Annotated in this window: 24 protein-coding genes; 11 read left to right on the top strand and 13 right to left on the bottom strand. The window is 69.0% G+C overall.

The annotated features are described in order from the left end of the window. Positions 1 to 122 precede the first annotated feature (122 nt). The 3 genes from ACSQ89_RS25220 (at position 123) to ACSQ89_RS25210 (ending at position 4,089) form a co-directional block, all read left to right on the top strand. The gene (locus ACSQ89_RS25220) at positions 123 to 2,255 is read left to right on the top strand and encodes an ATP-binding protein (protein WP_436296554.1); all 2,133 of its coding nucleotides are present in this window, start codon (positions 123 to 125) and stop codon (positions 2,253 to 2,255) included. Positions 2,256 to 2,392: 137 nt separating this feature from the next. Next, the gene (locus ACSQ89_RS25215; RefSeq protein WP_280142619.1) at positions 2,393 to 3,598 is read left to right on the top strand and encodes a Zn-dependent hydrolase; all 1,206 of its coding nucleotides are present in this window, start codon (positions 2,393 to 2,395) and stop codon (positions 3,596 to 3,598) included. Further along, entirely contained in the window at positions 3,598 to 4,089 is a 492-nt protein-coding gene (locus tag ACSQ89_RS25210; RefSeq protein WP_093103928.1) for an ureidoglycolate lyase, read from the top strand. The genes ACSQ89_RS25215 and ACSQ89_RS25210 overlap by 1 nt, the downstream gene beginning before the upstream one ends. Here ACSQ89_RS25210 and ACSQ89_RS25205 read toward each other — a convergent pair. Then, entirely contained in the window at positions 4,076 to 4,540 is a 465-nt protein-coding gene (locus ACSQ89_RS25205; RefSeq protein WP_436293672.1) for an SRPBCC family protein, read from the bottom strand. The two genes, ACSQ89_RS25210 and ACSQ89_RS25205, sit on opposite strands and share 14 nt — an antisense overlap. Before the next feature lie 11 nt (positions 4,541 to 4,551). Then, a complete protein-coding gene (locus tag ACSQ89_RS25200; protein WP_436293671.1) occupies positions 4,552 to 5,097 on the bottom strand; it encodes a GFA family protein in 546 nt (181 codons plus the stop codon). On the opposite strand from ACSQ89_RS25200, the gene ACSQ89_RS25195 reads away from it, so the two are divergent. After that, positions 5,050 to 5,874, top strand: a complete 825-nt coding sequence (locus ACSQ89_RS25195) for an isocitrate lyase/PEP mutase family protein (protein ID WP_436293670.1) — start codon at positions 5,050 to 5,052, stop codon at positions 5,872 to 5,874. The two genes, ACSQ89_RS25200 and ACSQ89_RS25195, sit on opposite strands and share 48 nt — an antisense overlap. On the opposite strand, the gene ACSQ89_RS25190 is transcribed toward ACSQ89_RS25195, so the two are convergent. The 9 genes from ACSQ89_RS25190 to ACSQ89_RS25150 all read right to left on the bottom strand — a co-directional run bounded on the left by ACSQ89_RS25190 (position 5,871) and on the right by ACSQ89_RS25150 (position 14,962). Then, the gene (locus ACSQ89_RS25190; protein WP_093103933.1) at positions 5,871 to 6,080 is read right to left on the bottom strand and encodes a hypothetical protein; all 210 of its coding nucleotides are present in this window, start codon (positions 6,078 to 6,080) and stop codon (positions 5,871 to 5,873) included. The two genes, ACSQ89_RS25195 and ACSQ89_RS25190, sit on opposite strands and share 4 nt — an antisense overlap. 123 nt (positions 6,081 to 6,203) lie before the next feature. Continuing rightward, positions 6,204 to 7,382 (bottom strand): amidase, encoded by a 1,179-nt coding sequence (locus ACSQ89_RS25185; RefSeq protein WP_436293669.1) that lies wholly within the window; start codon positions 7,380 to 7,382, stop codon positions 6,204 to 6,206. 20 nt (positions 7,383 to 7,402) lie between these two features. Continuing rightward, complete coding sequence (locus ACSQ89_RS25180; RefSeq protein WP_436293716.1) at positions 7,403 to 8,392, bottom strand: ABC transporter ATP-binding protein; 990 nt, start codon at positions 8,390 to 8,392, stop codon at positions 7,403 to 7,405. Positions 8,393 to 8,439: 47 nt separating this feature from the next. Then, complete coding sequence (locus ACSQ89_RS25175) at positions 8,440 to 9,477, bottom strand: ABC transporter ATP-binding protein (protein WP_093103938.1); 1,038 nt, start codon at positions 9,475 to 9,477, stop codon at positions 8,440 to 8,442. A 4-nt stretch (positions 9,478 to 9,481) separates the two neighbouring features. Then, positions 9,482 to 10,381 (bottom strand): ABC transporter permease, encoded by a 900-nt coding sequence (locus ACSQ89_RS25170; protein WP_436293668.1) that lies wholly within the window; start codon positions 10,379 to 10,381, stop codon positions 9,482 to 9,484. Positions 10,382 to 10,394: 13 nt separating this feature from the next. Continuing rightward, positions 10,395 to 11,348: an ABC transporter permease gene (locus ACSQ89_RS25165; RefSeq protein ID WP_436293667.1), complete on the bottom strand. Its 954-nt coding sequence runs from the start codon at positions 11,346 to 11,348 to the stop codon at positions 10,395 to 10,397. Between the two features lie 99 nt (positions 11,349 to 11,447). Then, the gene (locus ACSQ89_RS25160; RefSeq protein ID WP_436293666.1) at positions 11,448 to 13,115 is read right to left on the bottom strand and encodes an ABC transporter substrate-binding protein; all 1,668 of its coding nucleotides are present in this window, start codon (positions 13,113 to 13,115) and stop codon (positions 11,448 to 11,450) included. 73 nt (positions 13,116 to 13,188) lie between these two features. After that, on the bottom strand, positions 13,189 to 13,962 hold the full coding sequence (gene cnbZ, locus ACSQ89_RS25155) for a 2-amino-5-chloromuconate deaminase CnbZ (protein ID WP_093103944.1): 774 nt from the start codon (positions 13,960 to 13,962) through the stop codon (positions 13,189 to 13,191). Continuing rightward, a complete protein-coding gene (locus ACSQ89_RS25150; RefSeq protein ID WP_436293665.1) occupies positions 13,946 to 14,962 on the bottom strand; it encodes a LysR family transcriptional regulator in 1,017 nt (338 codons plus the stop codon). The genes cnbZ and ACSQ89_RS25150 overlap by 17 nt, the downstream gene beginning before the upstream one ends. Positions 14,963 to 15,042: 80 nt before the next feature. On the opposite strand from ACSQ89_RS25150, the gene pyrC reads away from it, so the two are divergent. The 4 genes from pyrC (at position 15,043) to htpX (ending at position 18,652) form a co-directional block, all read left to right on the top strand. Then, positions 15,043 to 16,083, top strand: coding sequence for a dihydroorotase (pyrC, locus tag ACSQ89_RS25145; protein WP_436293664.1), 1,041 nt, complete (start codon positions 15,043 to 15,045; stop codon positions 16,081 to 16,083). Then, positions 16,080 to 16,823: an NYN domain-containing protein gene (locus tag ACSQ89_RS25140; RefSeq protein WP_436293663.1), complete on the top strand. Its 744-nt coding sequence runs from the start codon at positions 16,080 to 16,082 to the stop codon at positions 16,821 to 16,823. Before pyrC ends, ACSQ89_RS25140 begins: the two co-directional genes overlap by 4 nt. After that, complete coding sequence (locus ACSQ89_RS25135; protein WP_436293662.1) at positions 16,820 to 17,596, top strand: DUF3025 domain-containing protein; 777 nt, start codon at positions 16,820 to 16,822, stop codon at positions 17,594 to 17,596. The genes ACSQ89_RS25140 and ACSQ89_RS25135 overlap by 4 nt, the downstream gene beginning before the upstream one ends. Positions 17,597 to 17,779: 183 nt before the next feature. Further along, positions 17,780 to 18,652, top strand: coding sequence for a protease HtpX (gene htpX, locus ACSQ89_RS25130; RefSeq protein ID WP_436293661.1), 873 nt, complete (start codon positions 17,780 to 17,782; stop codon positions 18,650 to 18,652). Positions 18,653 to 18,783: 131 nt separating this feature from the next. Here htpX and ACSQ89_RS25125 read toward each other — a convergent pair whose 3' ends face one another. After that, the gene (locus ACSQ89_RS25125; protein ID WP_436293660.1) at positions 18,784 to 20,409 is read right to left on the bottom strand and encodes an NAD(P)/FAD-dependent oxidoreductase; all 1,626 of its coding nucleotides are present in this window, start codon (positions 20,407 to 20,409) and stop codon (positions 18,784 to 18,786) included. Here ACSQ89_RS25125 and ACSQ89_RS25120 point away from each other — a divergent pair. The 3 genes from ACSQ89_RS25120 to ACSQ89_RS25110 all read left to right on the top strand — a co-directional run bounded on the left by ACSQ89_RS25120 (position 20,371) and on the right by ACSQ89_RS25110 (position 22,059). Continuing rightward, positions 20,371 to 20,760, top strand: a complete 390-nt coding sequence (locus ACSQ89_RS25120) for a ribbon-helix-helix protein, CopG family (RefSeq protein WP_436296553.1) — start codon at positions 20,371 to 20,373, stop codon at positions 20,758 to 20,760. The genes ACSQ89_RS25125 and ACSQ89_RS25120 overlap by 39 nt on opposite strands. After that, entirely contained in the window at positions 20,735 to 21,157 is a 423-nt protein-coding gene (locus tag ACSQ89_RS25115; RefSeq protein WP_093103956.1) for a type II toxin-antitoxin system VapC family toxin, read from the top strand. The genes ACSQ89_RS25120 and ACSQ89_RS25115 overlap by 26 nt, the downstream gene beginning before the upstream one ends. A gap of 119 nt (positions 21,158 to 21,276) precedes the next feature. Then, complete coding sequence (locus ACSQ89_RS25110; RefSeq protein WP_436293658.1) at positions 21,277 to 22,059, top strand: hypothetical protein; 783 nt, start codon at positions 21,277 to 21,279, stop codon at positions 22,057 to 22,059. A 4-nt stretch (positions 22,060 to 22,063) separates the two neighbouring features. Here the strand turns inward: ACSQ89_RS25110 and cysK are convergent, their stop codons facing one another. Continuing rightward, entirely contained in the window at positions 22,064 to 22,984 is a 921-nt protein-coding gene (gene cysK / locus ACSQ89_RS25105) for a cysteine synthase A (protein WP_436293657.1), read from the bottom strand. Between the last annotated feature and the right edge of the window lie 55 nt (positions 22,985 to 23,039).

Below are 23,039 nucleotides of genomic sequence, written 5' to 3'. Positions count from 1 at the left end.
GGCGGGCGAAAGCCCGGCCGGTGCAATGAAGCGACACACGCTGAAATCCTTCAGCAAGCTCGCGCTTCCAAACTGCGAGGCCCATGCGTGACATCGTCCTGCGTCCATGCCAGCATCGGCGCATGAACATGACAGGTGCAGCGCGCCGCTGGTCCGGTCCCCCGCTCGCGCTGCAGATGATGGGCCTGCTGCTGGGCGGGCTGGTGGTGGCGCAACTCGTGACGCTGGGGCTGACGATGCTGTTGCCGCCCGAGCCGCAACGCCAATGGGAGCTGGAAGACATCGCCCGTGTGCTGGCCGGTGCCGGCGCGGAGATCCGGGGCTCGCGAAGCTTGCAGCGGGAGCTGCAGGCCGGCCCGCCGGAGCCGAGCGGCCCCGGCTGGCTGACCTCCGAGCGCTCCCGCCGCGAGCTGGCGCAGCTGCTGGGGCGCAACGAAACCGAGGTGCGGCTTTATTTCTATACGCCGCTGCCTTTTGCCGGCACGACGCGTGCGTCGCCTCGCGCCGACCTTCGCGGGGGCTTCGTGCTGGCCGACTTCCAGGTCGCTCAGGCCGGCCGCGGTCCCGGCGGACCTGGAGGGCCGGGCGGCGGAGGTTTCGGTCCGGGCTTTCCCGGCATGCCGCCGGGCGGTGGACCGTTCGGTGGTCCGTTCGGCGGCCCGGCAGGGGGCGGCGGTGCGCCCATGCCGGCGCCTGCCGCACCTTCGCGCGCCCCGGGCGATGCGAGCCCGCCTGCCGCACCGGCGGAGATGGCGCGTGGCGGGCCTACACCCGCCGCGCCCGCAGCCGGACCGCCTGCCGACGCCCCGTCGGCAGGACGAGCGCCCGATGCGCCGGCCGCGGGGGCCCAGCCGCAGGGCGCAACCGCGCCGGGGCCGGGGCCGGCAACGGGAGGCGCTGCGCCCTCGGCGGGCGCGCCGCCGCCGCTGCCTCCGGGCGGCACTCGGGCCGCCGCCGCGCCCTTGGGCGAGCCGTCGCCGATGCCGTCCCTGCCGGCGCCGGCGCCTTCGGGACTGGACGGCGTGTCGCCAAGAACGCCTGCCGTGCTGCCTCCCACGGCGGCACCGGCACCGGTACCCTCACGCAAGGCCCGCCCCCTTCCTGCCGACACGCCGCAACCGGCGGCCGCCGAGCCAGCGGCGCTCGTCCCACCCGCTGCATCCGTTCCGTCCGTCCCGGCGGCGCCTTCCGCGCTGCAGCGCGTGCCGGCGGCGCGGCCCGCCGAGCGGCCGGTGCCCGAGGAAAAGAGCGTGTCCGTCAACCCGCCGGCGCGCGGCCTGTTCGGCCTGGCGCCGGCGCCCTTCGTCGAGGGCGACTTCATTGCCGCGATGCGGGTCGGCGATGGCAACTGGGCCACGGTGCAGCCCGTGCCCGAGCCCTTTCCGAACGCTTGGCAGCGCCGCGTGCTGCTGTGGTTCCTGATCGCCGCGGCCGTGGTCGCGCCCGCGGGCTGGATGTTCTCGCGCCGGCTGGTGCGGCCGATCGCCGGCTTCGCCCATGCCGCCGAGCGGCTCGGCCGCGACCCGGCGGCGCCGGTCCTCGCGCTCGAGGGGCCGGCGGAGCTCGGCCGCGCGGCGCAGGCCTTCAACCTCATGCAGAGCCGGCTGCGCAGCTTCGTCGATGACCGCACCGCGATGATCGGCGCCATCAGCCACGACCTGCGCACGCCGCTCACGCGCATGCGCTTCCGCATCGAGGACGTGCCGGACGACATGCGCACCGGCATGCTGCAGGACGTGGAGGAGATGGAGCGGATGATCAGCTCGGTGCTGGCCTTTATCCGCGACGCCTCGGAGCCGGGTTCGCGCGAGCGGCTGGACCTGTCGAGCCTGCTCAAGGACGTGGTGGACGACGCGGCCTTCGTCGGCAAGGACGTGCGCCTGGAGCGCAGCGAGCAGGCCGCGGTCGAGGTCGACGCGATCGGCGTTCGCCGGCTGCTCGACAACCTGATCGAGAACGCGGTGAAGTACGGCGAGCAGGCGCGGGTTCGACTCTTCATCGACGAGGACAACGCGGTGGCCGAGGTCAGCGACAGCGGACCGGGGCTGCCGGACGATGAGCTGCAGCGGGTCTTCCAGCCCTTCTACCGCGCGCCCGCCGCACGTGCGTCCGGCAAGCAGGGCAGTGGCCTGGGCCTGGCGGTCTGCCGCTCCATCGCACGCGCGCATGGCGGTGAGGTGCAGCTCAAGCGCGGACCGCGCGGGCTGGTGGCGCAGCTGCGGCTTCCGCTGGCCTATCGCGAGGCTCTGGTCTAGCGACATGCTTGGACGCTGGGCACGCTTTCTGCTGTACTCGCGGCATGAACGATGTCGCCTTGAGCACCCCCACACCTGCGGCCGGCCGCGCCGCCGCTCCACTTTTGATCGACCCAGAGCGCCTCTGGGATTCGCTGATGCGGCTCGCGAAGCTCGGTGCTACCGAGAAGGGCGGCGTCTGCCGCCTCGCGTTGACCGATCTTGACCGCCAGGGCCGCGAGCTCTTCGTGCGCTGGATGAAGGAAGCCGGCTGCAGCGTGCGCGTCGATGCGATCGGCAACCTGTTCGCGCGCCGCGAAGGGCAGGACGCGAGCCTGCCGGCCGTGGCCACCGGCAGCCACATCGATACGCAGCCGACCGGCGGCAAGTTCGACGGCAATTACGGCGTGCTTGCGGGCCTGGAAGTGCTGCGTACCCTGAACGATGCCGGCATCCGCACCGTGGCGCCGCTCGAGGTCTGCGTCTGGACCAATGAAGAAGGCTCGCGCTTCGTGCCGGTGATGATGGGCTCGGGCGTCTATGCGGGCGCCTTCACGCTCGCGCATGCGCTCGCCGCCACCGACCGCGAAGGGGTCACGGTCGCTGATGCGCTCCAAGCCATCGGCTTCGCGGGCGACACGCCGGCCGCCGTGGACGACGGCGCACCGCGCTTCGGCGCCTACTTCGAGGCCCACATCGAGCAGGGCCCGGTGCTGGAAGATGCCGACATTCCGCTCGGCGTGGTCACCGGCGCGCTGGGCCAGCGCTGGTACGACGTGGTCGTGACGGGCCAGGAAGCGCATGCCGGCCCCACGCCGATGCAGTTGCGCCGCGACGCGCTGCAGGGCGCCACCGGCCTCATGCAGACCGTGCATCAGATTGCGATGGGCGAGCAGCCCAACGCCCGCGGCACCGTCGGCTATGTGCAGGTGCATCCAAATTCGCGCAACGTGATTCCCGGCCGCGTGACCTTCACGGTCGATTTGCGGCACACGGACGACGAGGGTCTCGACCGCATGGACGCGCAGCTGCGTGCGGCCTGCGCGGCCCTGCAGGCACAGGGCGGGCTCACGGTCGAGGTCGAGCAGACCGTCTACTTCCCGCCGGCCCACTTCGCGGAGCCGCTGGTGCGCGCGGTGCGCGAAGGTGCCGAGCGTGCCGGTCTTGCGCATCTCGACATCGTGAGCGGCGCCGGGCACGACGCGGTGTACGTCGCGCGCACGGCGCCCACAGCGATGATCTTCGTGCCCTGCAAGGACGGCATCTCGCACAACGAGATCGAGGATGCCAAGCCCGAGCACCTCGCGGCCGGCGCCAACGTGCTGCTGCACGCGATGCTGGACCGCGCGGGGATCGCGCAGTGATGCTGCTTGCGCAGCCGCTTACCGCAGAAGCCTTTGCGCCTTACGGCACCGTGCTCGCGGCCCCCGCGGGCGAGGGGCGTCTCATCAACGGCGGCAATGCCGAACGCTTCGATCTGGTCGACGACCTGCAGCTCGGCGCCGAGGGCGGCCGGCCGATGCTCGCGCTGTTCCGCGCGCAGGCGCGTCGCTTTCCACATGCAGTGACCGAGATGGAACGGCACGCGCTGGGCAGCCAGAGCTTCGTGCCGCTCGGCGAGCGCCGCTTCGTGATCGTGGTCGCGCCCGCGGGCCCTGCGCCCGCCGGCGAGGCGCTCGCCGCCTTCGTCACCGACGGCCGCCAGGGCGTGACGCTCGCGCCCGGCACCTGGCATCACGCGCTGCTGGCGGTGGATGCGGGCGACTTCGTGGTGGTGGAGCGGATGGGCGCCGCGGTCGACTGCGACACCGTGGCCTTGGCAGTGCCGGCAGACGTCGGGTTCATTCCACGTTGAGTACCTCGGTGGCGAGGCGATCGAGGTTCTGTTCGTTCGCCTCGACCACGACCTTGGCAATGCGCTGCCGTTCAGCCTCGGTGTCGAACACTTGGTGCCATCCGACCAGTGTCTTGGCTCCCCGCGCGTCAAATGTGATGGTCAATTGGAAGTGATGCTGAGACATGTGCTCGAAGACGATTCGCTCCGGCGCAACGACTTCGACGAAGACGCTTTCGTTGGGGTAGTTCGCACCGTCAGGCCCGTGCATGACGAAGCGCCAATTGCCACCGGGGCGCAGATCGAACTCGTGAAACGTGCTGGTGAATCCGTTCGGACCCCACCAGCGCGCCAGGTGGGCGGGATCGCTGAAGGCCTTGAAGACCCGCTCGCGCGACGCGTCGATCAAGCGCGAGTGGACGAACGCGCGGTCCACGGTGGATTCGGCATCGGCAGGGGGCTTTTCGTTCATGTGCAGCGTCCTCAATTGGAGCCGTTTGCCTTGGTAGCTACGGCGGAACTGTTCGTTGGAAAGCGCGGCAACGCGTCGTCGATGCGAAACCATGGGACCTGCTGCTGCGTCCACACATGATCGTCGATACGCACGCGCTGCGGTTCGTCCAGGCTGCCGACAGTGATCTGAACACGGTCCGCAAGCACTTCCTCGTGCATGCTGAGGGTGCTTCCGCATACCGGGCAGAAGCCGCGTTCCGCGAATGCGGAAGATCGATAGCGGGCGGGCTCGCCATGTAGCCAGCTGAAGTCCTGCGTGCGGAAATGAACGAAGGCCAATGCCGGCGCGCCCGAGTGCTTGCGGCACATGGCGCAGTGGCAGATGACGCCACGGATAGGCGCCGAGATGGCGCGATACCGGATCGCGCCGCAGAGGCAGCCGCCTTCGAAGACCGTCGCTTCGCTCATGATTGCCCCCTTGTGCGTCGTTGCGTTCAAAATCCTGCCCATCCCCAAACCGAGGTTCCCATGACCCGCACTGTCGCCGAAAAACGCGCCGCCTTTCGCGCCCTCCATACCGAAGGCTGCTTCGTGCTGCCGAATCCCTGGGATGTGGGCAGCGCCCGTTTCCTGCAAGGCCTGGGCTTCAAGGCGCTGGCCACGACGAGCTCGGGCTTCGCCTGGTCGCGGGGCCAGGCCGATGGCGCCCTCTCGCGGGAGACCATCCTCGCTCATCTGCGCGAGATCGTCGCTGCAACCGATCTGCCGGTGAACGCGGATTTCGAGAGCGGCTTCGCCCCTGATCCGCAAGGCGTTGCCGAAAGCGTGCGGATGGCCATCGAGACCGGCGTGGCCGGGCTGTCGATCGAGGATTCGACAGGTGACGCGGCGCATCCTCTGCATGACATCGACGTCGCGGTCGCCAGACTCCGCGCTGCACGCGGGGCGATCGACGAGGCGGGCGGCGCCACCTTGCTGGTGGGACGCGCGGAGAACTTCTTTCAAGGCCGGCCGGACCTCGACGACACGATCGCCAGGCTCAAGGCCTATGCAGAGGCGGGCGCCGACTGCCTCTACGCGCCGGGCATCCGCACGCGCGAGCAGATCGCGGCCGTGGTGGCTGCCGTCGCACCCAAGCCGGTCAACCTGCTCGTCGGATCGACCAGCGAGCTCACCGTGCAGGACATTGCCGAACTCGGCGTGCGGCGCGTCAGCGTCGGCGGTGCGCTGGCGCGAGCGGCATGGGGTGGATTCATGCGCGCGGCCCGCACGCTTTCGGAAGAGGGGCGTTTCGACGGCTTCGCGGACGCCGCCTCGGGCAACGAGCTCGATGCGTTTTTCAGTGGGCGCTAGCCCGCCTGCTGCGCCCGCGTCAGCACCGTTCGTACGGCGTAGCCGTCGCGGTACACGCCCTCGATCGTTCCCATGACGGGATCGTTCATGGCCGCCGTCACGAACTTTTCGTCATCGGTCCTGTAGACGACGATGGTTCGCGCCGAACGCGCGCTGAGCGTGCGAGCGACTCCGGTGGCCTGATTCAGCGTGCGATAAGTGTTCATGCAAGTCCCCTTTGGCGCGCGAATGCTAACGCGAAGGTACTCAATGCGGCACGGTGTCGGGCGTGGGATCTGGCCTCAATACGGCAAAAGGCCACATTTTCCGAAGGTATCTGAGCCGAGCGGCTATCCCGCGATGCGCTCCGCCAACGCGATCAAGGAACGATCCGACCCCGCCGGCCCGAGCAGCGAAATGCCCAGCGGCGCGCCCTCGCGCTGCGCCAGCGGCATCGAGAGTTGCGGAAAGCCGCTGAGTCCGGCCACGCACAGCATGCGGATCGCGCGGTTTCGGTAATCCTCGAGGCTGCTGTCGGCGGCGTCGCGCTGCGGGGCGATGTCGGGCATGGTGGGCATCAGCAGGACGCCGTCGGTGCCGAGCAATTCTGCGAGTTGAGTGCGGAAGGCGATGCGGAAGGCGCGCGCGGCGTTGACCTGCGCGTCCGTCACGTCGCGCGACCAGGCGAAGCGCTCGGCGACGCCGGGGCCGAGCGGCGGCGCGTAGCGCTCGATCAGCGGGCCGTCGGTGAGCCAGGACTCGCGTCCCTGCACGTAGCGGAAGTTCCAGTACATCGCGTCCCAGGATTCGAGCGCGACCTCGACCGGCGACGCCTTGCCGAGCAGCGACTGCACGCGCTGGGCCGCGCCGTCGAGCGCGTCCTTGACCGGCGCCTCCAGCATCGCCCACAGGTCCGTCGGCCACAGCAGCCGAAGCCTGGCCGGCAGCGGGTTGGCATCGGCCTCGAGCAGCACGTCGGCCACGCGCGCGAAGGTGCCGATGTCGCGCGCAAACCAGCCGCAGGTGTCGAGGCTGGGCGCAAGGTCGAGCGCGCTTTCGAGGCTGACGCGGCCGTGCGTGGGGCGCAGGCCGTACAGGCCGCAATGGTTGGCCGGCGCGCGTACCGAGCCGCCGGTGTCGGTGCCGAGCGCGAAGTCGCACAGGCCCGAGGACACGGCCGAGGCCGAGCCCGAGGACGATCCGCCCGTGATGCGGTCCTTGGCCGCGCCGTTGATCGGCGCGCCGAAATGCGCGTTGTTGCCGTTCATCGAGAACGCGAGCTCATCGGTCACGGTCTTGCCCGCGAAACGGGCGCCGGCGTCGAGCAGCTTCTGCACGGTCGGCGCGGTGCGCGTCTTGATGCCCGACATCGCGAGCACCGTGGGGCTGCCGCCGCCGGTGGGGTAGCCCGCGACGTCGAACAGGTCCTTGACGCCGAAGCTCAGGTCGGCCAGCGGGCCGGTCGGCGCGCCGCGGACGGGCACGTCGGGGTAGGGGACGAAGGCGTGGGCGGGGTCGTGCAATGGCATGGTGGCGTGTTGAGTGAGGTTCAGGCGACGACCACCGGCGCGATGGCTGCGGCGGCGCCGGTATGGATGCAGCGCGCGCGATGGCCCGGTGCGAGTTCGACCACCGGCGGCTGCGCCGCGCGGCAGGCTTCGCTCGCGAGCGCGCAGCGTTCGGCAAAGGCGCAGCCCGGCGGCAGCGCCGACAGGTCGGGCGGCGCACCGCCGATGGTTTCGAGCCGGCTGCCGCGCGCCAGCGCGCCGTGGGCGCGGCTCTTCAGCAGCGCGATCGTGTACGGGTGGCGCGGCGAGCGGATCAGCTCGCGCGCCGTACCCTCCTCGACGATGCGCCCGGCATACATCACGGCGATGCGATCGGCCACCTCGACGGCGGCGCCGATGTCGTGCGTGACGAACACCACCGAGAGGCCCAGGTCGCGCTGCAGTTCGCGCAGGAGCAGCAGGATCTGGATCTGCACCGTGGCGTCGAGCGCGGTGGTGGGCTCGTCGGCCAAGAGCAGCTGCGGCCGGCAGGCCAGGGCCAGCGCGATCATCGCGCGCTGCCGCATGCCGCCCGACATCTCGTGCGGATAGGCCGCAAGCCGGCGCTCCGGGCTCGGGATGCGCACGCGCTCGAACAGTTCCAGCGCGCGCCGGCGCGCCTCGGCGGCGGACACCGGCTCGTGCCGGCGGATCGATTCGACGATCTGCGCGCCGACCGAGTAGACCGGGTCCAGCGCCAGGAGCGGCTCCTGGAAGATCATCGAGGCCACCTTGCCGCGGAAATCCATGAGTTCGGCCTGCGTCATCGCCAGCACGTCGCGCCCGGCCACGCGGACCTGGCCGCCCATGCGCGTGCGGCGCTCGGGATGCAGGCGCAGCAGGGTGCGCATGGTCACGCTCTTGCCCGAGCCCGATTCGCCGATCAGCGCGACCACTTCGCCGCGCTGCACCTCGAGGCTCACGCCGCTCACCGCATGCACGGGCTTGCGGCCGCCAGAGAAGGTGACACTGAGCTCGCGCAGGCTCACCATGGGTTCGGGCGCGCAGGAGGGTGTTGATGAGGTGTCGGACATGGAAGTCATGCGGCCTGCGCCAGCGCTTGAGCCATCGGATGCCCGCTGCCCGGCTCGTGGATCAGGCAGCTCACGGCCTGCTGGGCGCCGGCGATCACGCGCGCAGGTACCTGCTGGCTGCACACCGGCGCGGCCAGCGCACAGCGCGGGTGGAAGCGGCAGCCCGAAGGCGGGTTGATCGGGTTCGGCGGGTCGCCGGCCAGCGCCGCCTCCTCGGTGCGATGGTCGGGGTCCATCGAGGGCATCGACGACAGCAGGGCGCGCGTGTAGGGATGCGCCGGCGCTTCGTAGAGCGCGTTCGAGGGGCCGATCTCGGCCACCTGGCCCAGGTACATCACCATCACGCGGTCGCTCATGTAGCGCACCACGTTCAGGTCGTGGCTGATGAAGACGTAGGTCAGGCCGAACTCGGCCTTCAGGTCCAAGAGCAGGTTGATCACCTGCGCCTCGACCGACTTGTCGAGCGCGGACACGGCCTCGTCGAGGATCACCATGCGCGGCTGCAGGGCCAGTGCGCGCGCGATGTTGACGCGCTGGCGCTGGCCGCCGGAGAGCTCGTGCGGATAGCGCTCGGCAAAGCGCTGCGGCTCCAGGCCCACGCGCGCGAGCAGGTCGCGCGCGCGATGCACCGCCTCGTTGCGCGCCACGCCGTGCACCTGCGGGCCGAAGGCGACCGAGTCCTCGATCGTGAGGCGCGGGTTCAGCGAGGCATAGCTGTCCTGGAACACCATCTGCACCTGGCGGCGGAATTCCTTCAGCGGCAGGTCGCGGCTGCCCACGGCGCGGCCGTCGAAGATCACCTCGCCGGCCGTCGGCGCGATGAGCTGCATCAAGAGCCGCGCGGTGGTCGACTTGCCGCAGCCCGATTCGCCGACCACGCCGAGCGTTTCGCCCTTGAGTACCTCGAAGTCCACGCCGTCGACCGCGCGCACCACGCCGCCGCCGCGGCCCAGCGGGTCTTTCTTGAGCGGGAAGTGCTTCTGCAGTCCGCGGATCGCGAGCAGGGGCTGCGCGGGGCCGCCGATGTCGTTGATTGCTTCCATCGGATCAGCCCTTGTTGTCCATCGCCGAGCGCAGGCCGTCGGAGAGCAGGTTGAAGGAGATCGAGGTGATGAAGATCATCACGCCCGGCAGCGCCGCCACCCAAGGCTGCACGTAGATCGCGGTGCGCAGGGTGTTGAGCATCAGGCCCCACTCGGGCTCCGGCGGCTTCACGCCCAGGCCCAGGAAGGAGAGGCCCGAGGCCAGGATCATCGAGACCGCGATCAGGCTGGTCGCGTAGACGAAGATCGGCCCCAGCACATTGCCCAGCACGTGCACGCGCACGATGGTGAAGGCGTTGGCGCCCGAAGCCCGCGCGGCCTCCACGTAGTCGCGCCCGCGCACCTGCGTGGTCACGCTCTCGGCCACGCGCGCGATCTGCGGGATGAACACGATGGTCAGCGAGATCAGCGAATTGACCACGCCCGCACCCAGCACGCCCGACAGCGCGATCGCCAGCAGCACCGAGGGGAAGGCATAGAACACGTCGATGGTGCGCATGATCGCGGTGTTGACGATGCCGCCCGCATAGCCGGCGAGGATGCCGATCGCCGCGCCGAGGACGAAGGCGCAGATGACGGGCGTGATGCCGATGAAGAGCGACAGGCGCGCGCCGACGATCAGGCGCGAGAGCATGTCGCGGCCCAGCTCGTCGCTGCCGAGCGGCAGGCCCTCGGTGCCGATCGGCTTGAGCCGCTTGAGCATCGACGATTGGTACGGGTCCGCCGGCGCAAGCCAGGGGCCGAAGACGGCCAGCGCGATCAAGAGCAGCACGACCAGCGCCGCGCCCATCGCGACCGGGTCGCGCGTGAAGCGCAGCATGGCCGAAGTCCAGTAGCCGCGCGAGCGCTGCATGGGCAGCGACGAAACAGTCGAAGCAGAGAGGGGAGCTGGCAGAGCCGACATGGTCGTCCTCGTTTCAGGCGCGAGCTATTCGGGGGTCGAGCAGCGTCTGCAGCACGTCGACCACCAGGTTGAGCAGCACGAAGAACAGCGCGAGCACGAGGATCGTGCCCTGCAGCAGCGGCAGGTCGCGCTGGAAGATCGCGGAGTTCAGCAGGAAGCCGGTGCCGGGCCAGGAGAACACGGTCTCGATCAGGATCGAGCCGCCCAGCAGGTAGCCCAGCTGCAGGCCCATCACGGCCAGCGCGGTGGGCGCCGCGTTCTTCACCATGTGGCGGAACACGCCGAAGTGCGTGAGCCCCTTGGCGCGCAGGCCGACGATGAACTCCTGCTCGAGGATCTCGGCCACCAGCGCGCGCACGGTGCGCGCGATGATGCCCATCGGGATGACCGACATCGTGAGCGCGGGCAGCACGAGGAACTGCAGGTGCTCCCAGTCCCAGGCCCAGTCGTTCGAGCCGCCCGGGCCGGCGCCGGTGGCGGGCAGCCACATGAGCTGCGAGGAGAACACGATCACCATCACCATGCCCAGCCAGTAGTGCGGCACGCTCACGCCCAGCACCGACAGCATGGAGGCCGCGCGGTCGAGCCAGGAGTTGCGGAAGTAGCCGGCGACGAAGCCGAACAGGCAGCCCAGCACGAAGCCGATCGCGGTCGCGACCACCGCCAGGCGCAGCGTGTTGCCGACCGCCGTCAGCACCTCGCCGGCCACCGCGCGGTTGCTCGCGATCGAGACGCCCAGGTCGCCGTGCATCGCGCGCCACACCCACAGCACGAACTGCTCGGGCAGCGAGCGGTTGAAGCCGTAGAGCTCGCGCAGCTGCGCCTGCAGGTCGGCCGAGGCATCGGGCGGCAGGATCGACACCAGCGGATCGCCCGGCGCCAGGTGCACGAGCGCAAAGCACACGAAGGCCACGCCGATCATGATCGGGATGGCATAGAAGACGCGGCGCAGGAGGTAGGCGAGCATTGAATGGGTTCTTCAAACCCCGTTCGCCCTGAGCTTGTCGAAGGGCTCGCCCCAGCGGGGTCCGGCTTCGACAGGCTCAGCCCGAACGGTTGGGCGGTCTCAGTCCATGCTCATGGTTGCAATATCGATGAACCAGCTCTTGGGCTGCACCACGTTCTTGACCTTGGCCGACAGCGCGCGCGGGCCGACGTCATGCGCGATCCAGACGAAGGGCGCGTCGTCCACGATGTACGCATGCAGCTTGGCGAGCGCGGCGTCGCGCGCCTTGTCGTCGAAGCTGGTGCGGGCGTCGGCCACCAGCTTGTCGACCTCGGGGCTGCCGTAGTAGCCCCAGTTGTTCGACACCGGCGGGAAGGCCTTGGTGCTCACGAAGCGCACCATCGCGAAGAAGGGGTCCATCGCCGCGAAGCTCACGTTGGTGGCATTGGCGCCGTTGGCCGATGCGTCCTTGGCGCCCTTGCGCCAGTTGGTGAACAGCGTGTTCCATTCGATCACGTCGAACTGCACGTCGAAGAAGCATTGCTTCAGCGACTGCTGCACGAACTCGTTCATCGGCAGCGGCTGCATCTGGCCCGAGCCCGAGGCCGAGATCTGGACCTTGACCTTCACCGGCTTGGCGGCCGAGAAGCCGGCCTGCGTCATGAGCGCCTGCGCGGCCTTCACGTCGTACTTCATGTCGAACTTGGGGTTGCCCCACCACGGGTGGCCCGGCGCCACCGTGCCCTTGGGCTCGGCCATCATGCCGCCCAGCAGCTGCTTCAGGCCGCCGCGGTCGACGCAGAGGTTGGCCGCCTGGCGCACGCGCTTGTCGAGCCAGGGCGAGCCTTCGACGAAGGAGAGCTGCCAGGGCCAGACGTGCGGCTGCGCGTTCGAGTAGATCTTGAAGCCGCGCTGCGTGATCTGCGGCATCGCATCGGGCGCGGGCGCCTCGATCCAGTCGACCTGGCCGCCCAGCAGCGCGGCCGTGCGTGCATTGGCCTCGGGCATCGGCAGCATCACGACCTTGTCGATCTTGGGCACGCGCTTGGCATCCCAGTAGCTCTTGTTGGCGGTCAGCTCCAGGCGCTCGCGCGCGACGAAGCGCGTGACCTTGAAGGGACCCGAGCCCGCGGGGTCGGCCGCGAAGGCGGTCCATGCGGCCTTCGAGCGCTCGGCCGGCACCGTCACGCTGGCCGGCACGGCCTTCAGCTTGGCATCCCACTGGGCCGGCGAGGCCATGAACAGGTTGGTGAGGTTGATCGGCAGGAAGGCGTCGGGCTCGCTGGTCGTGAGCTCGATCGTCAGGTCGTCGATCTTGCGGGCGCTCTTGAGCGTCGGCATGCGCGAGGCCGTCACGCCGACCTGGCTGGGGTCGAACTGCGGCGCTTCCTTGTCGAGCACCTTGGCCACGTTCCAGACCACCGCGTCGGCATTGAAGGCCGAGCCGTCATGGAACTTGACGCCGGGACGCAGCTTGAAGACCCACTTGGTCTTGTCCTTCGCGTCCACCGCCCAGGAAGTCGCGAGCGCGGGAATCACCACGCTGGGCGAATCCGCCTTCGAGAGGTCCCACTGCGTGAGCGAGTCGTAGATCGGGATGCCGGTGAAGCGGTTGCCCTCGAAGCCCTGGTCGGGCTGGCCCAGCGTGCGCGGAATGTCGGCGGCGGTCATCGCGATGCGCAGCGTTTTCTCCTGCGCGAAGGCGGCGGGTTGCGCCAGCGCCAGCGTCAGCAGCGCCGCGCAGGCGGCCAGGGGTTTCAGGGGCAGAGACGGAACGACACGCTTCACGGAGAACTCCTGTTCAGGACAACAAAAATGGATTCGATGAGAAGTCATGCACGAGCCGTGCCAGTGCGGCTTTTCACGGGCGCGACCACAGCCGTTCGCAGCGCACGCGGCGCAGGTCCATCTCGACTTCCATGTCGACGATCGGCGGGCGCGTGAGCTGCCAGGTCAGCCCGCAGCCCAGCTCGCCGCGCCGGACGATCTCGTCGAACGCCAGCGCGCCGATGTCGTGCACGGTGTAGGCCTGCACGGCGCTGGCGTCGGCCCAGCCGAAGCCGAGCGCGGCGCTGCGCCGTTCCATCTCGCCCATGACGTAGCGCAGCTTCTCGCGCAGGCCTTCCCGGCTGGTGTCGCCGAGCCGCACCATGCCTTCGCGGTAGCTGCCCTGGCCGTCGCGCGCCTCGCCGCCGCCCGAGACGACGAAGCTGGCCGGGCCGGGCGCGTCGCTGATCTCGACGGTGTAGGAGAAGGCATGGAAGGCCGGCGTGGCGGGCACCCTCACGAGCGGGCAGACGTTGGTGCGCGCCACCGGATTGCGCTCCCCGCGCGCCAGCCCCCAGCGTTCGAGCGTGCCCGCGTAGTGGCGGTTGAAAGCCTCGAAACCCGCTTCGGAGAACGGCGCGGGCGAACGCAGCTCGCAGGCGCACAGGGCCGCGAGCGGGCGTCCCAGCGCGGCCAGGTGGGCTGCGATCGCCTCGAAGCCCTCGGCCAGCGGCAGCGCCTCGGGAAACACCATGCGCTCGATCGCGTAGCCGGGCAGCGCAGCCACGCCGCCCGAGTACTGGAACACGCCCTTCAAATAGCGATAGCCCCCTTCGGGGAAGTCCACCAGCTCAGCTGCTGCTGCCATTCGGTTCCTCCAGATCAGCAGCCACTCTAGGCAAGGGCTGCGCCGGAGAGAAGGCCGATTCGGGCATGCGCATGTTGCCGAAATCAGAACGCCCGCCGGCCTTGCCGCCGTAGCGGCCCATGGCGGTGGCCAGCAGTTCCAGCAGCGAGCGTGCGGCCGGCGAGAGGCGCTGCGTCGGCAGGGTGACGAGGCTGGTCGCGGTCTGCGCGAAGTCGCGCTCCTTGAGCGGCACGGCGCAGAGGTCGCCGTTCGACACCTCGTGCAGCGCGGCATAGCGCGGCATCAGCGTGACCAGGTCGCCGTTGCGCACCACGCCGCGCGCCATCTCGAGCGTGTTGGTCTCGACCGCGAGCTCGAGTTCCACGCCCAGCTTGGCCGCGATGCGATCGACCAGGTGGCGGATCTGGAAGCTGCGGTCGGGCAGGGCCACGCGCTGCCCGGCGAGTTCGAGAAAAGACACCGAGCGCCGCTGCGCCAGCGGATGCGTGGGCGCGACCAGCGCGCAGAGCGGTTGTTCCAGCCGCGCATGCTCGCGAAACGGATGGCGCTCGGCCAGGTTGAAGGCCAGCGCCATGTCGATGCGGCATTCCTGCAGCGCTTCGAGCACCGCCCGCGAGCCCACCACCGAGACCTGTACTTTCACTTCCGGGTGGCGCTTCTGGTAGCGCGCCAGGTTGCAGGACAGGAAGTGCCCGACCATGCCCTCGATGCTGCCGATGCGCACCGTGCCCGAGGGCTTGCCGACCAACTCCTGCAAGGTGGCGCGCAGGGCCGTGCTTTCCTGCAGGGCCGATTCGGCATGCGCGAGCACCAGTTCGCCGGCCGGCGTCAGGGTCGTGCGGTTGGCGCGCCGGTCGAGCAGCAGGATCTTGAGCTCGGTCTCGAGGTTGGCGATCCGCCGGCTGACCGCGCTGGGTGCGATGCCGAGGATTTCGGCCGCGCGGCGCAACGATCCGGCGCGCGCCGTTTCGCGAAAGTAGAGCATCGAAGTGGACAGCATCGTGGGGGGCTTCCTGTGGGTCCTCGCGGGCAAGCAATTGGCATGCCCTCGGGCCTGCGGCGCAATGGGACAATCCTGCCATGACAAGACCTGCAGACACCCTCACCATCACTCGCCCGGACGACTGGCATCTGCACGTGCGCGACGGCGCCGCGCTCGGGGCCGTCGTGCCGCATTCGGCGCGCCAGTTCGGCCGCGCGCTGATCATGCCCAACCTGCGCCCGCCGGTGACGAGCGCCGACCAGGCCATCGCCTACCGCGATCGCATCCGCGCTGCCGTGCCCGAGGGCTTGAGCTTCGAGCCGGTCATGTCGCTCTATCTCACCGACAAGCTGCCGCCCGAGGAAATCGCACGCGCCGCCGCGGCCAGCGTGTGCGCCCTCAAACTCTACCCTGCCGGCGCCACCACCAACAGCGATGCCGGCGTGACCGACATCCGCAAGACCTACAAGACGCTGGAAGCGATGCAGAAGCACGGCCTGCTGCTGCTGGTGCACGGCGAGGTGACGGACCCCGCTGTCGACCTCTTCGACCGCGAGGCCGTGTTCATCGATCGCGTGATGATCCCGCTGCGCCGAGACTTCCCCGAGCTCAAGGTGGTGTTCGAGCACCTGACGACGAAGGAGGGCGCCCACTACGTGCGCGATGCCGGCCGCTTCACCGCCGCCACCATCACCGCCCACCATCTGCTCTACAACCGCAACGCCATCTTCACCGGCGGCATCCGGCCGCACTACTACTGCCTGCCGGTGCTCAAGCGCGAGACGCACCGCGTGGCGCTGGTCGAGGCCGCCACCAGCGGCAGCGACCGCTTCTTCCTAGGCACCGACAGCGCGCCGCATCCGGCGCACCTCAAGGAGCATGCACTGGGCTGCGCAGGCTGCTACACCGCGCTGACCGCGCTCGAGCTCTACGCCGAAGCCTTCGACAATGCCGGCGCGCTCGACAAGCTCGAAGGCTTTGCGAGCTTCCACGGCGCCGACTTCTATGGCCTGCCGCGCAACACCGACACCGTGACCCTGAAGCGCGAAAGCTGGACCGTGCCGGAAACGGTGCCTTACGGCGATGCAACCTTGAAACCCTTGCGCGGCGGCGAAACCGTGGCGTGGAGACTGACATGATCCCCACCCCGTGTGTGATGCTGCTGATCGACGCCGACAACGTCTCGTCCGACGTGATCGAGCAGGCCGTGCAGCGCACGATGGCCGAGCACGGCGCGATCCACGTGCGGCGCGCGTATTGCAATGCCGAGACCGCGTTCAAGCAGCAGGCGCTCTTCAAGCGGCTCTCGGTGCGGCCCATGGTCAACCTGTCGGCCGGCAAGAACAGCACCGACATCGCGCTCGCAGTCGATGCCATGGATCTCGCGGTGGCCGAGCGTCCCGACATCGTGGTGCTGGTGTCCTCCGATTCCGACTTCGCGCCGCTGGTGATCCGGCTGCGCGAAAAAGGCTGTCGCGTCTGCGGCATCGGGCAGCAGGGCAAGACCGGCGACGAGACCGTCGCGGTCTACGACAGCTTCATCGACCTCCAGCACCATCAATCCGAGCGGCCGGCCGTCGCCAAGCCGGCGGCCAAGCGGGCGGCGCGCGCACCGCGCCGCACCAAGGCCCCGGCACCCCCGGTGGCGCGCATGCCGGCGCTGCCCGAGGACGTGCTGCGCATCCTCGACGCCGTTCCCGAACTGGGTGCGGGCGGCAAGATCGAGCTCAACCACGCGGCCGAGCGGCTGCGCGGCGCCAAGCTGCTGGGCAAGAGCGCGAGCTCGCCCAAGCTGTTCAAGAAATACCCCGAGCTGTTCGCGCTGACGCCGGAGAAGACGCCCAACAAGGTGCAGTACGTCGGCCCGCTGCCGTCGTGAACCCCGCTTGGCCCGTCGATACGGCGCGGCCATGGCTGGCGCCCTATGCGCCGCGGGCGGCCGCCGCGGGTGCGGCGCTTGTCCAAGGCCTCGGCGTGGCAGAGGCGCTGTCGAACCAACCCGTGCCCATCGCGCTGCCGGCCGGCCCCTTGCGCTTCGTGCCCGCGCACACGGCGCCGGCCGATGAGGCCTACGAAGCCTTCATTTTCCGGACCGCGCAGGTGCCCACGCGCGACAACCTGCACGACTTCTTCAACGACCTCGTGTGGCTGCATTTCCCCCAGGCCAAGCGGCGCCTCAACGAACTGCAGGCGGGCGAGATCGCGCGCGCCGGCATCGGCGCCGAGCGCGGGCCGCTGCGCGATGCGCTCACGCTCTTCGACGAGAACGGCGCCGTGCTCGATGCGCCGCCTGCCTTGTGGGAAGCCTTGCTCGCGCGCGACTGGCAGCGGCTGTTCGTGGCCGAGCGGGCCTTGTGGCGGCAGGCGCGTCTCCTGGTCTTCGGCCATGCGCTGCTCGAAAAGCTTAGTTCGCCACGCAAGCCGATGACCGCGCATGTGCTCTGTGCGCCGGGCGCCAGCCGATCGGTCGCGATCGACGATGCGGCGATCGCAGCAGCGCTGGACGCTGCCCATCTCGCGAGCAAACCCTTCGCCCCACTGCCCGTGCTCGGCGTGCCCGGCTGGTGGGCGCCGAACGAGGCACCCGGTTTCTATGACGATACCGAAGTCTTCAGGCCACCGCGGCCGGCGGGCCGGCTTTACCCGGAGTGAGCGTGGTGGCGTGCGCTTGACGCAGAACTTTTGCTCCTATCATCACTCTGTACGCCTGAGCCACGCGGGGCTCCACAACCAAGAACAACTGCCTGCCCCGACCGTCCACCGCTTGAAACCAGGGTGGCGGCCCTCATTTGCTCGCCACGGCGAGCCATCGTCTGTACCCACGGAGAAATCAACTTGAAACGCATCCTTCTGTTCGTCCTGACCAACGTCCTGGTGGTCGCGGTGCTCGGCGTCGTCGCCAGCCTGCTTGGCGTCAACCGCTACCTCACGGCCAATGGTCTCAACCTCACAGCGTTGTTGGGCTTTGCGCTGGTCATGGGCTTCGGCGGCGCGATCATCTCGCTGCTGATCAGCAAGCCGATGGCCAAGTGGAGCGCCGGCGTGCGCATCATCAACGAGCCGCAGTCGCCCGACGAGGCCTGGATCGTGCAGACCGTGCGCAAGTTCGCCGACAAGGCCGGCATCGGCATGCCCGAGGTTGGCATCTTCGAGGGCGACCCCAATGCCTTCGCCACCGGCGCGTTCAAGAACTCCTCGCTGGTCGCGGTGTCGACGGGCCTCTTGGCCAACATGACGCGCGAAGAAGTCGAGGCCGTAATCGGCCACGAAGTGGCGCACGTGGCCAACGGCGACATGGTTACCATGACGCTGATCCAGGGCGTGATGAACACCTTCGTCGTGTTCCTTTCGCGCGTGATCGGCTATGTGGTCGACGGCTTCCTGCGCCGCGGCAGCGACAGCACCGGCCCGGGGATCGGCTACATGATCACCACGCTGGTGCTCGACATCGTGCTCGGCTTCGCCGCCGCGATCGTGGTGGCCTGGTTCTCGCGCCAGCGCGAGTTCCGCGCCGACGCCGGCGCGGCCCAGCTGATGGGCCGCAAGCAGCCGATGATGAATGCGCTCGCGCGCCTGGGCGGCCTGCAGCCCGGCGAACTGCCGAAGGCGGTCGAGGCCATGGGCATCACGGGCAGCATGGGCAAGCTCTTTGCAACGCACCCGCCGATCGAGGAGCGCATTGCTGCGCTCCAAAACGCACCGGCCTGAGCTTCAGTGCCTGCATCAAAGCCGCCTTCGGGCGGTTTTTTTTGAGCCGATCAAACACCCCGTTCGCCCTGAGCTTGTCGAAGGGCCGGCCCCGGCTTCGACAAGCTCAGCCCGAACGGTGGTGAGGGGGCTCAGGCCCGCGCAAGCACGCTGCGCGCGACCGCTTCCGCCACCTTGATCCCGTCGACGCCGGCCGAAAGAATGCCGCCCGCATAGCTCGCGCCCTCGCCGGCCGGGTAGAGGCCGCGTACGTTGAGGCTCTGGAAATCGTCGCCGCGCGTGATCCTGATCGGCGAGGAGGTGCGCGTCTCGACGCCGGTCAGCACTGCGTCGTGCAGATCGAAGCCCTGAATCTTTCGGCCGAAAGCGGGGAAGGCCTCGCGCATCGCCTCGATCGCGTAGCCGGGCAGGGCGGCGTGCAGGTCGGTCGGCGTCACGCCCGGCTTGTACGAAGGCTCGACGCTGCCGAGCGCGGTCGAGGGCTTGCCGGCGACGAAATCGCCGACCAGCTGGCCGGGCGCGCGGTAGTCGCCGCCGCCGAGCACGAAGGCATTGGATTCGAGTTCGCGCTGCAGGGCGATGCCGGCGAGCGCGTCACCGGGGAAGTCGCGCGGATCGATGCCCACCACGATGCCCGCGTTCGCATTGCGCTCGTTGCGCGAATACTGGCTCATGCCGTTGGTCACCACGCGGCCCGGCTCGCTGGTGGCGGCCACCACCGTGCCGCCCGGGCACATGCAGAAGCTGTAGACCGAGCGGCCGTTGCTCGCGTGGTGCACCAGCTTGTAGTCGGCCGCGCCCAGCAGCGGATGGCCGGCATGCCGGCCCCAGCGCGCGCGGTCGATCAGACCCTGCGGATGCTCGACGCGAAAGCCGATCGAGAAGGGCTTGGCTTCGATGTGCACGCCGCGCGCATGCAGCATCTCGAAGGTGTCGCGCGAGCTGTGGCCGAGCGCCATCACCACGTGGTCGGCGCGCAGCTCGCTGCTCTCGCCTGTGCGCTGGTCGAGCACGGTCAGTCCGCGCAGCTGCCCGTCCTCGATCAGCACATCGGTCACGCGCTGCTCGAAGCGGATCTCGCCGCCCAACGCAGTGATCTGCTCGCGCATGTTCTCGACCACCTTCACCAGCTTGAAGGTGCCGATGTGCGGATGCGCGACGTAGAGAATCTCGGGCGGCGCGCCGGCCTTGACGAACTCCTCCATCACCTTGCGGCCGAGGAAGCGCGGGTCCTTGATCTGGCTGTAGAGCTTGCCGTCCGAAAAAGTGCCGGCGCCGCCCTCGCCGAACTGCACGTTCGACTCGGGGTTCAGCACGCTCTTGCGCCACAGGCCCCAGGTGTCCTTGGTGCGCTGGCGCACGGTCTTGCCGCGCTCCAGCACGATCGGCTTGAAGCCCATCTGCGCAAGCATCAGCGCGCAGAAGATGCCGCAGGGGCCGAAGCCGACCACCACGGGGCGCAGCGGCAACCCGGCCGGCGCCTGGACCGGGGCGCGCCACACCATGTCGGGCGCAGCGCCGATGTGCGGATGTCCGGCGAACTTCGCGAGCAGCGCGGCTTCGAGCGCCGGGTCGGCGATCGTCGCGTCGACGATGTAGACCTGCAGGAGCTGCGGCTTGCGCGCATCGAAACTGCGCTTGAAGACCTTGAAGTCGGCGATCGCCGCGGCAGGCGTGCCGAGAGCGGTGGCGATGGCTTCAGGGAGTGCCGCATCGCCGTGGTCGAGCGGCAGCTTGATTTCGGAGATTCGGAGCATGGCTTTGAGGCCCGTGTCGATCGGGCAAAGGCTGTGGCCGGAACCTTGGAGTGTAATACAATCCTGTATTACAGGAGCCTGATCATGACACTGTCGATTCGATTGCCTGCGGAAGACGAGACCCTGCTGGAGCGCGCGGCGGCTGCGTTGCACATCAGCAAGTCGGAGTTCATCCGCCGCAGCATCGCTGCCTACGCGGGCAAAGTGATGCCGGTCGAGCGCGCGGCGGCAGAGATCGATGCGCTCTATATCGGCAAGGGTGGTGGCCTGCGCCGTCCTGAAAGCGTTGCCAACCTGGCCAGGCGAGCGATCCTGGAGCGGCTGCGTGAAAAGCACGGATACGCTCGCTGACACGGGTTTCCTGGTCGCGCTGTTCAACGACGGCGATACGCACCACGCGGGCGCCGTCGGCATGTTGCAGCAACTCGCCGGCCAGCGTCTCTACACGGTCTGGGAGGTGCTCACCGAGGCCGGCCACCTGCTCGACGACACGGCTTGGCTCAATCTGCTGCGCTGGGCTGCCGCCGGTCGGCTGACGGTGCTGTCGAGCGACCCTGCCGATCTTTCGGAGATCGCCGACTTCACCGAGCGCTATGCCGACGGCGGTGCGGACCTCGCCGATGTCGCGCTGGTCTTCGCGGCCGATCGCACCGGCATCTACAACGTGCTGACTGTGGATCGCAAAGACGTCGATCGCTATCGCAGCCCGCGCGGAAAGCGGCTCAAGCGGCTCTGGCTGAAGGACTGAATCAGACTTCGACATCCCGCGAATTTCGGCGACCTTCCTGTGAACGATTGCACAAGTTGCGGAACCGACTACCGATAGCCGACCAGACATTCGCGTCGCTTCAACAAAGGGAGGATGGCATGCGCCATCGACGCACGGCGCTTTGCGCCACCTTGATCCTGGCCCATGCGATGGTGTTCGCGCAACCGGCCGACACCCTGCCGGCCGATGCAAGCTCGGCGATGCCCGAGGTCGTGGCGCCATTGCCGGCAGCCGGCGAAGGCGCCTCCGCTCCGAGCGCCGACCCCATTCAGGCGACACTCCCGAAGGTCGAGTTCTCGCGCGGCAGCTACCGCGAGGGCATCGAAACGCTGCGCATCGTGCGCCGCGAAGACACGAGCCGGAACATCGCGGTGCAGGTCGGACTGAATGTGGCGCTCATCGCGCTGACCGTTGGGGCGGCGTTGAGCGCCAGGGGTTTCTCGAAGGACGACCTCGCAGGCACCGCCGTCGAAGGGCTCGACGACGAGCGCCTGCGCGACAACCCGGCGCGTGCCGAACTGCCGCAGGCGATCGGCCTGCGCCTGGCGCAGCTCTACAGGGAGCGCGCGGCCGCGGGCGAGCCTGTTCCGGAGGACGAGCAAGCGCCGGTGCGGGTGACGCCGGGCCCATGGCACCTGGTGTACGAGTCGCTGATGAACGACGACCAGCTCTTTCGCCTCAAGTGGGGTGCCGCCATCGTGCCCCGCGCCCCGCGCATGTTCCGCATGCCCAAGCGGCCCGTGCAGTGCGCCTACGAGTCTGAGCCGGCGACCCTGGCAGATTGGCAGGCCGACGATTGGAGACGCTTGCGCGACGAGCGCGTCAAGGCGCTCGATGCCTGCGATCGGCCGCTCGACGAGGGATTGAAAGACATGCTCTGAGGCTTCAAGCCGGCAGGAAGCCGTCGACCGACAGATAGCGCTCGCCGGTGTCGTAGTTGAAGCCCAGCACCACCGCGTTGGGTGCCAGTTCGGGCAGCTTCTGCGCAATCGCGGTGAGCGTGGCGCCCGAGGAAATGCCCACCAGCATGCCTTCTTCAGCCGCGCAGCGGCGCGCCATCTCGCGCGCCGGTTCGGCATCGACCTGGATCACGCCGTCGAGCAGCCCGGTGTCGAGATTCTTCGGAATGAAGCCGGCGCCGATGCCCTGGATCGGGTGCGGCGACGGCGCGCCGCCCGAGATCACGGGCGAGGCGACCGGCTCCACCGCGAACACCTTGAGCTTCGGCCATTTCTTCTTGAGCACCCGCGCGCAGCCCGTGATGTGACCGCCGGTACCCACTCCGGTGATGAGCACGTCCAGCCCATCGGGAAAGTCGGCCGCAATCTCCTCGGCAGTGGTGCGCACATGCACCTCGACGTTGGCGGGATTGTTGAACTGCTGCGGCATCCAGGCGCCGGGCGTGCCGGCGACGATCTCCTCGGCGCGCGCGATAGAGCCCTTCATGCCCTTCTCGCGCGGCGTGAGGTCGAAGCTTGCGCCGTAGGCGAGCATGAGGCGGCGGCGTTCGACCGACATGCTGTCGGGCATCACGAGGATCAGCTTGTAGCCCTTGACGGCCGCGACCATCGCGAGCCCGATGCCGGTGTTGCCCGAGGTGGGCTCGACGATGGTGCCGCCGGGCTTCAGCGCGCCGGACTTCTCGGCGTCCTCGACCATCGAGAGCGCAATGCGGTCCTTGATCGAGCCGCCGGGATTGGCGCGCTCGGACTTGATCCACACCTGCTGCGTCGCTCGGCCGAACAGGCGCTGGATGCGGATATGCGGCGTGTTGCCGATGGTCTGCAGGATGCTCTGAGCTTTCATGGGTGATTCTTTCGTGGCGCGCGAAGCGGGCTGCCATTGTCGCGATAATCCATGG

This window comes from Variovorax sp. LjRoot175 (assembly GCF_964253805.1).
In the GTDB taxonomy this organism is placed as follows: Bacteria; Pseudomonadota; Gammaproteobacteria; order Burkholderiales; family Burkholderiaceae_C; genus Variovorax.
This window is presented reverse-complemented; position numbering and strand designations above follow the sequence as displayed.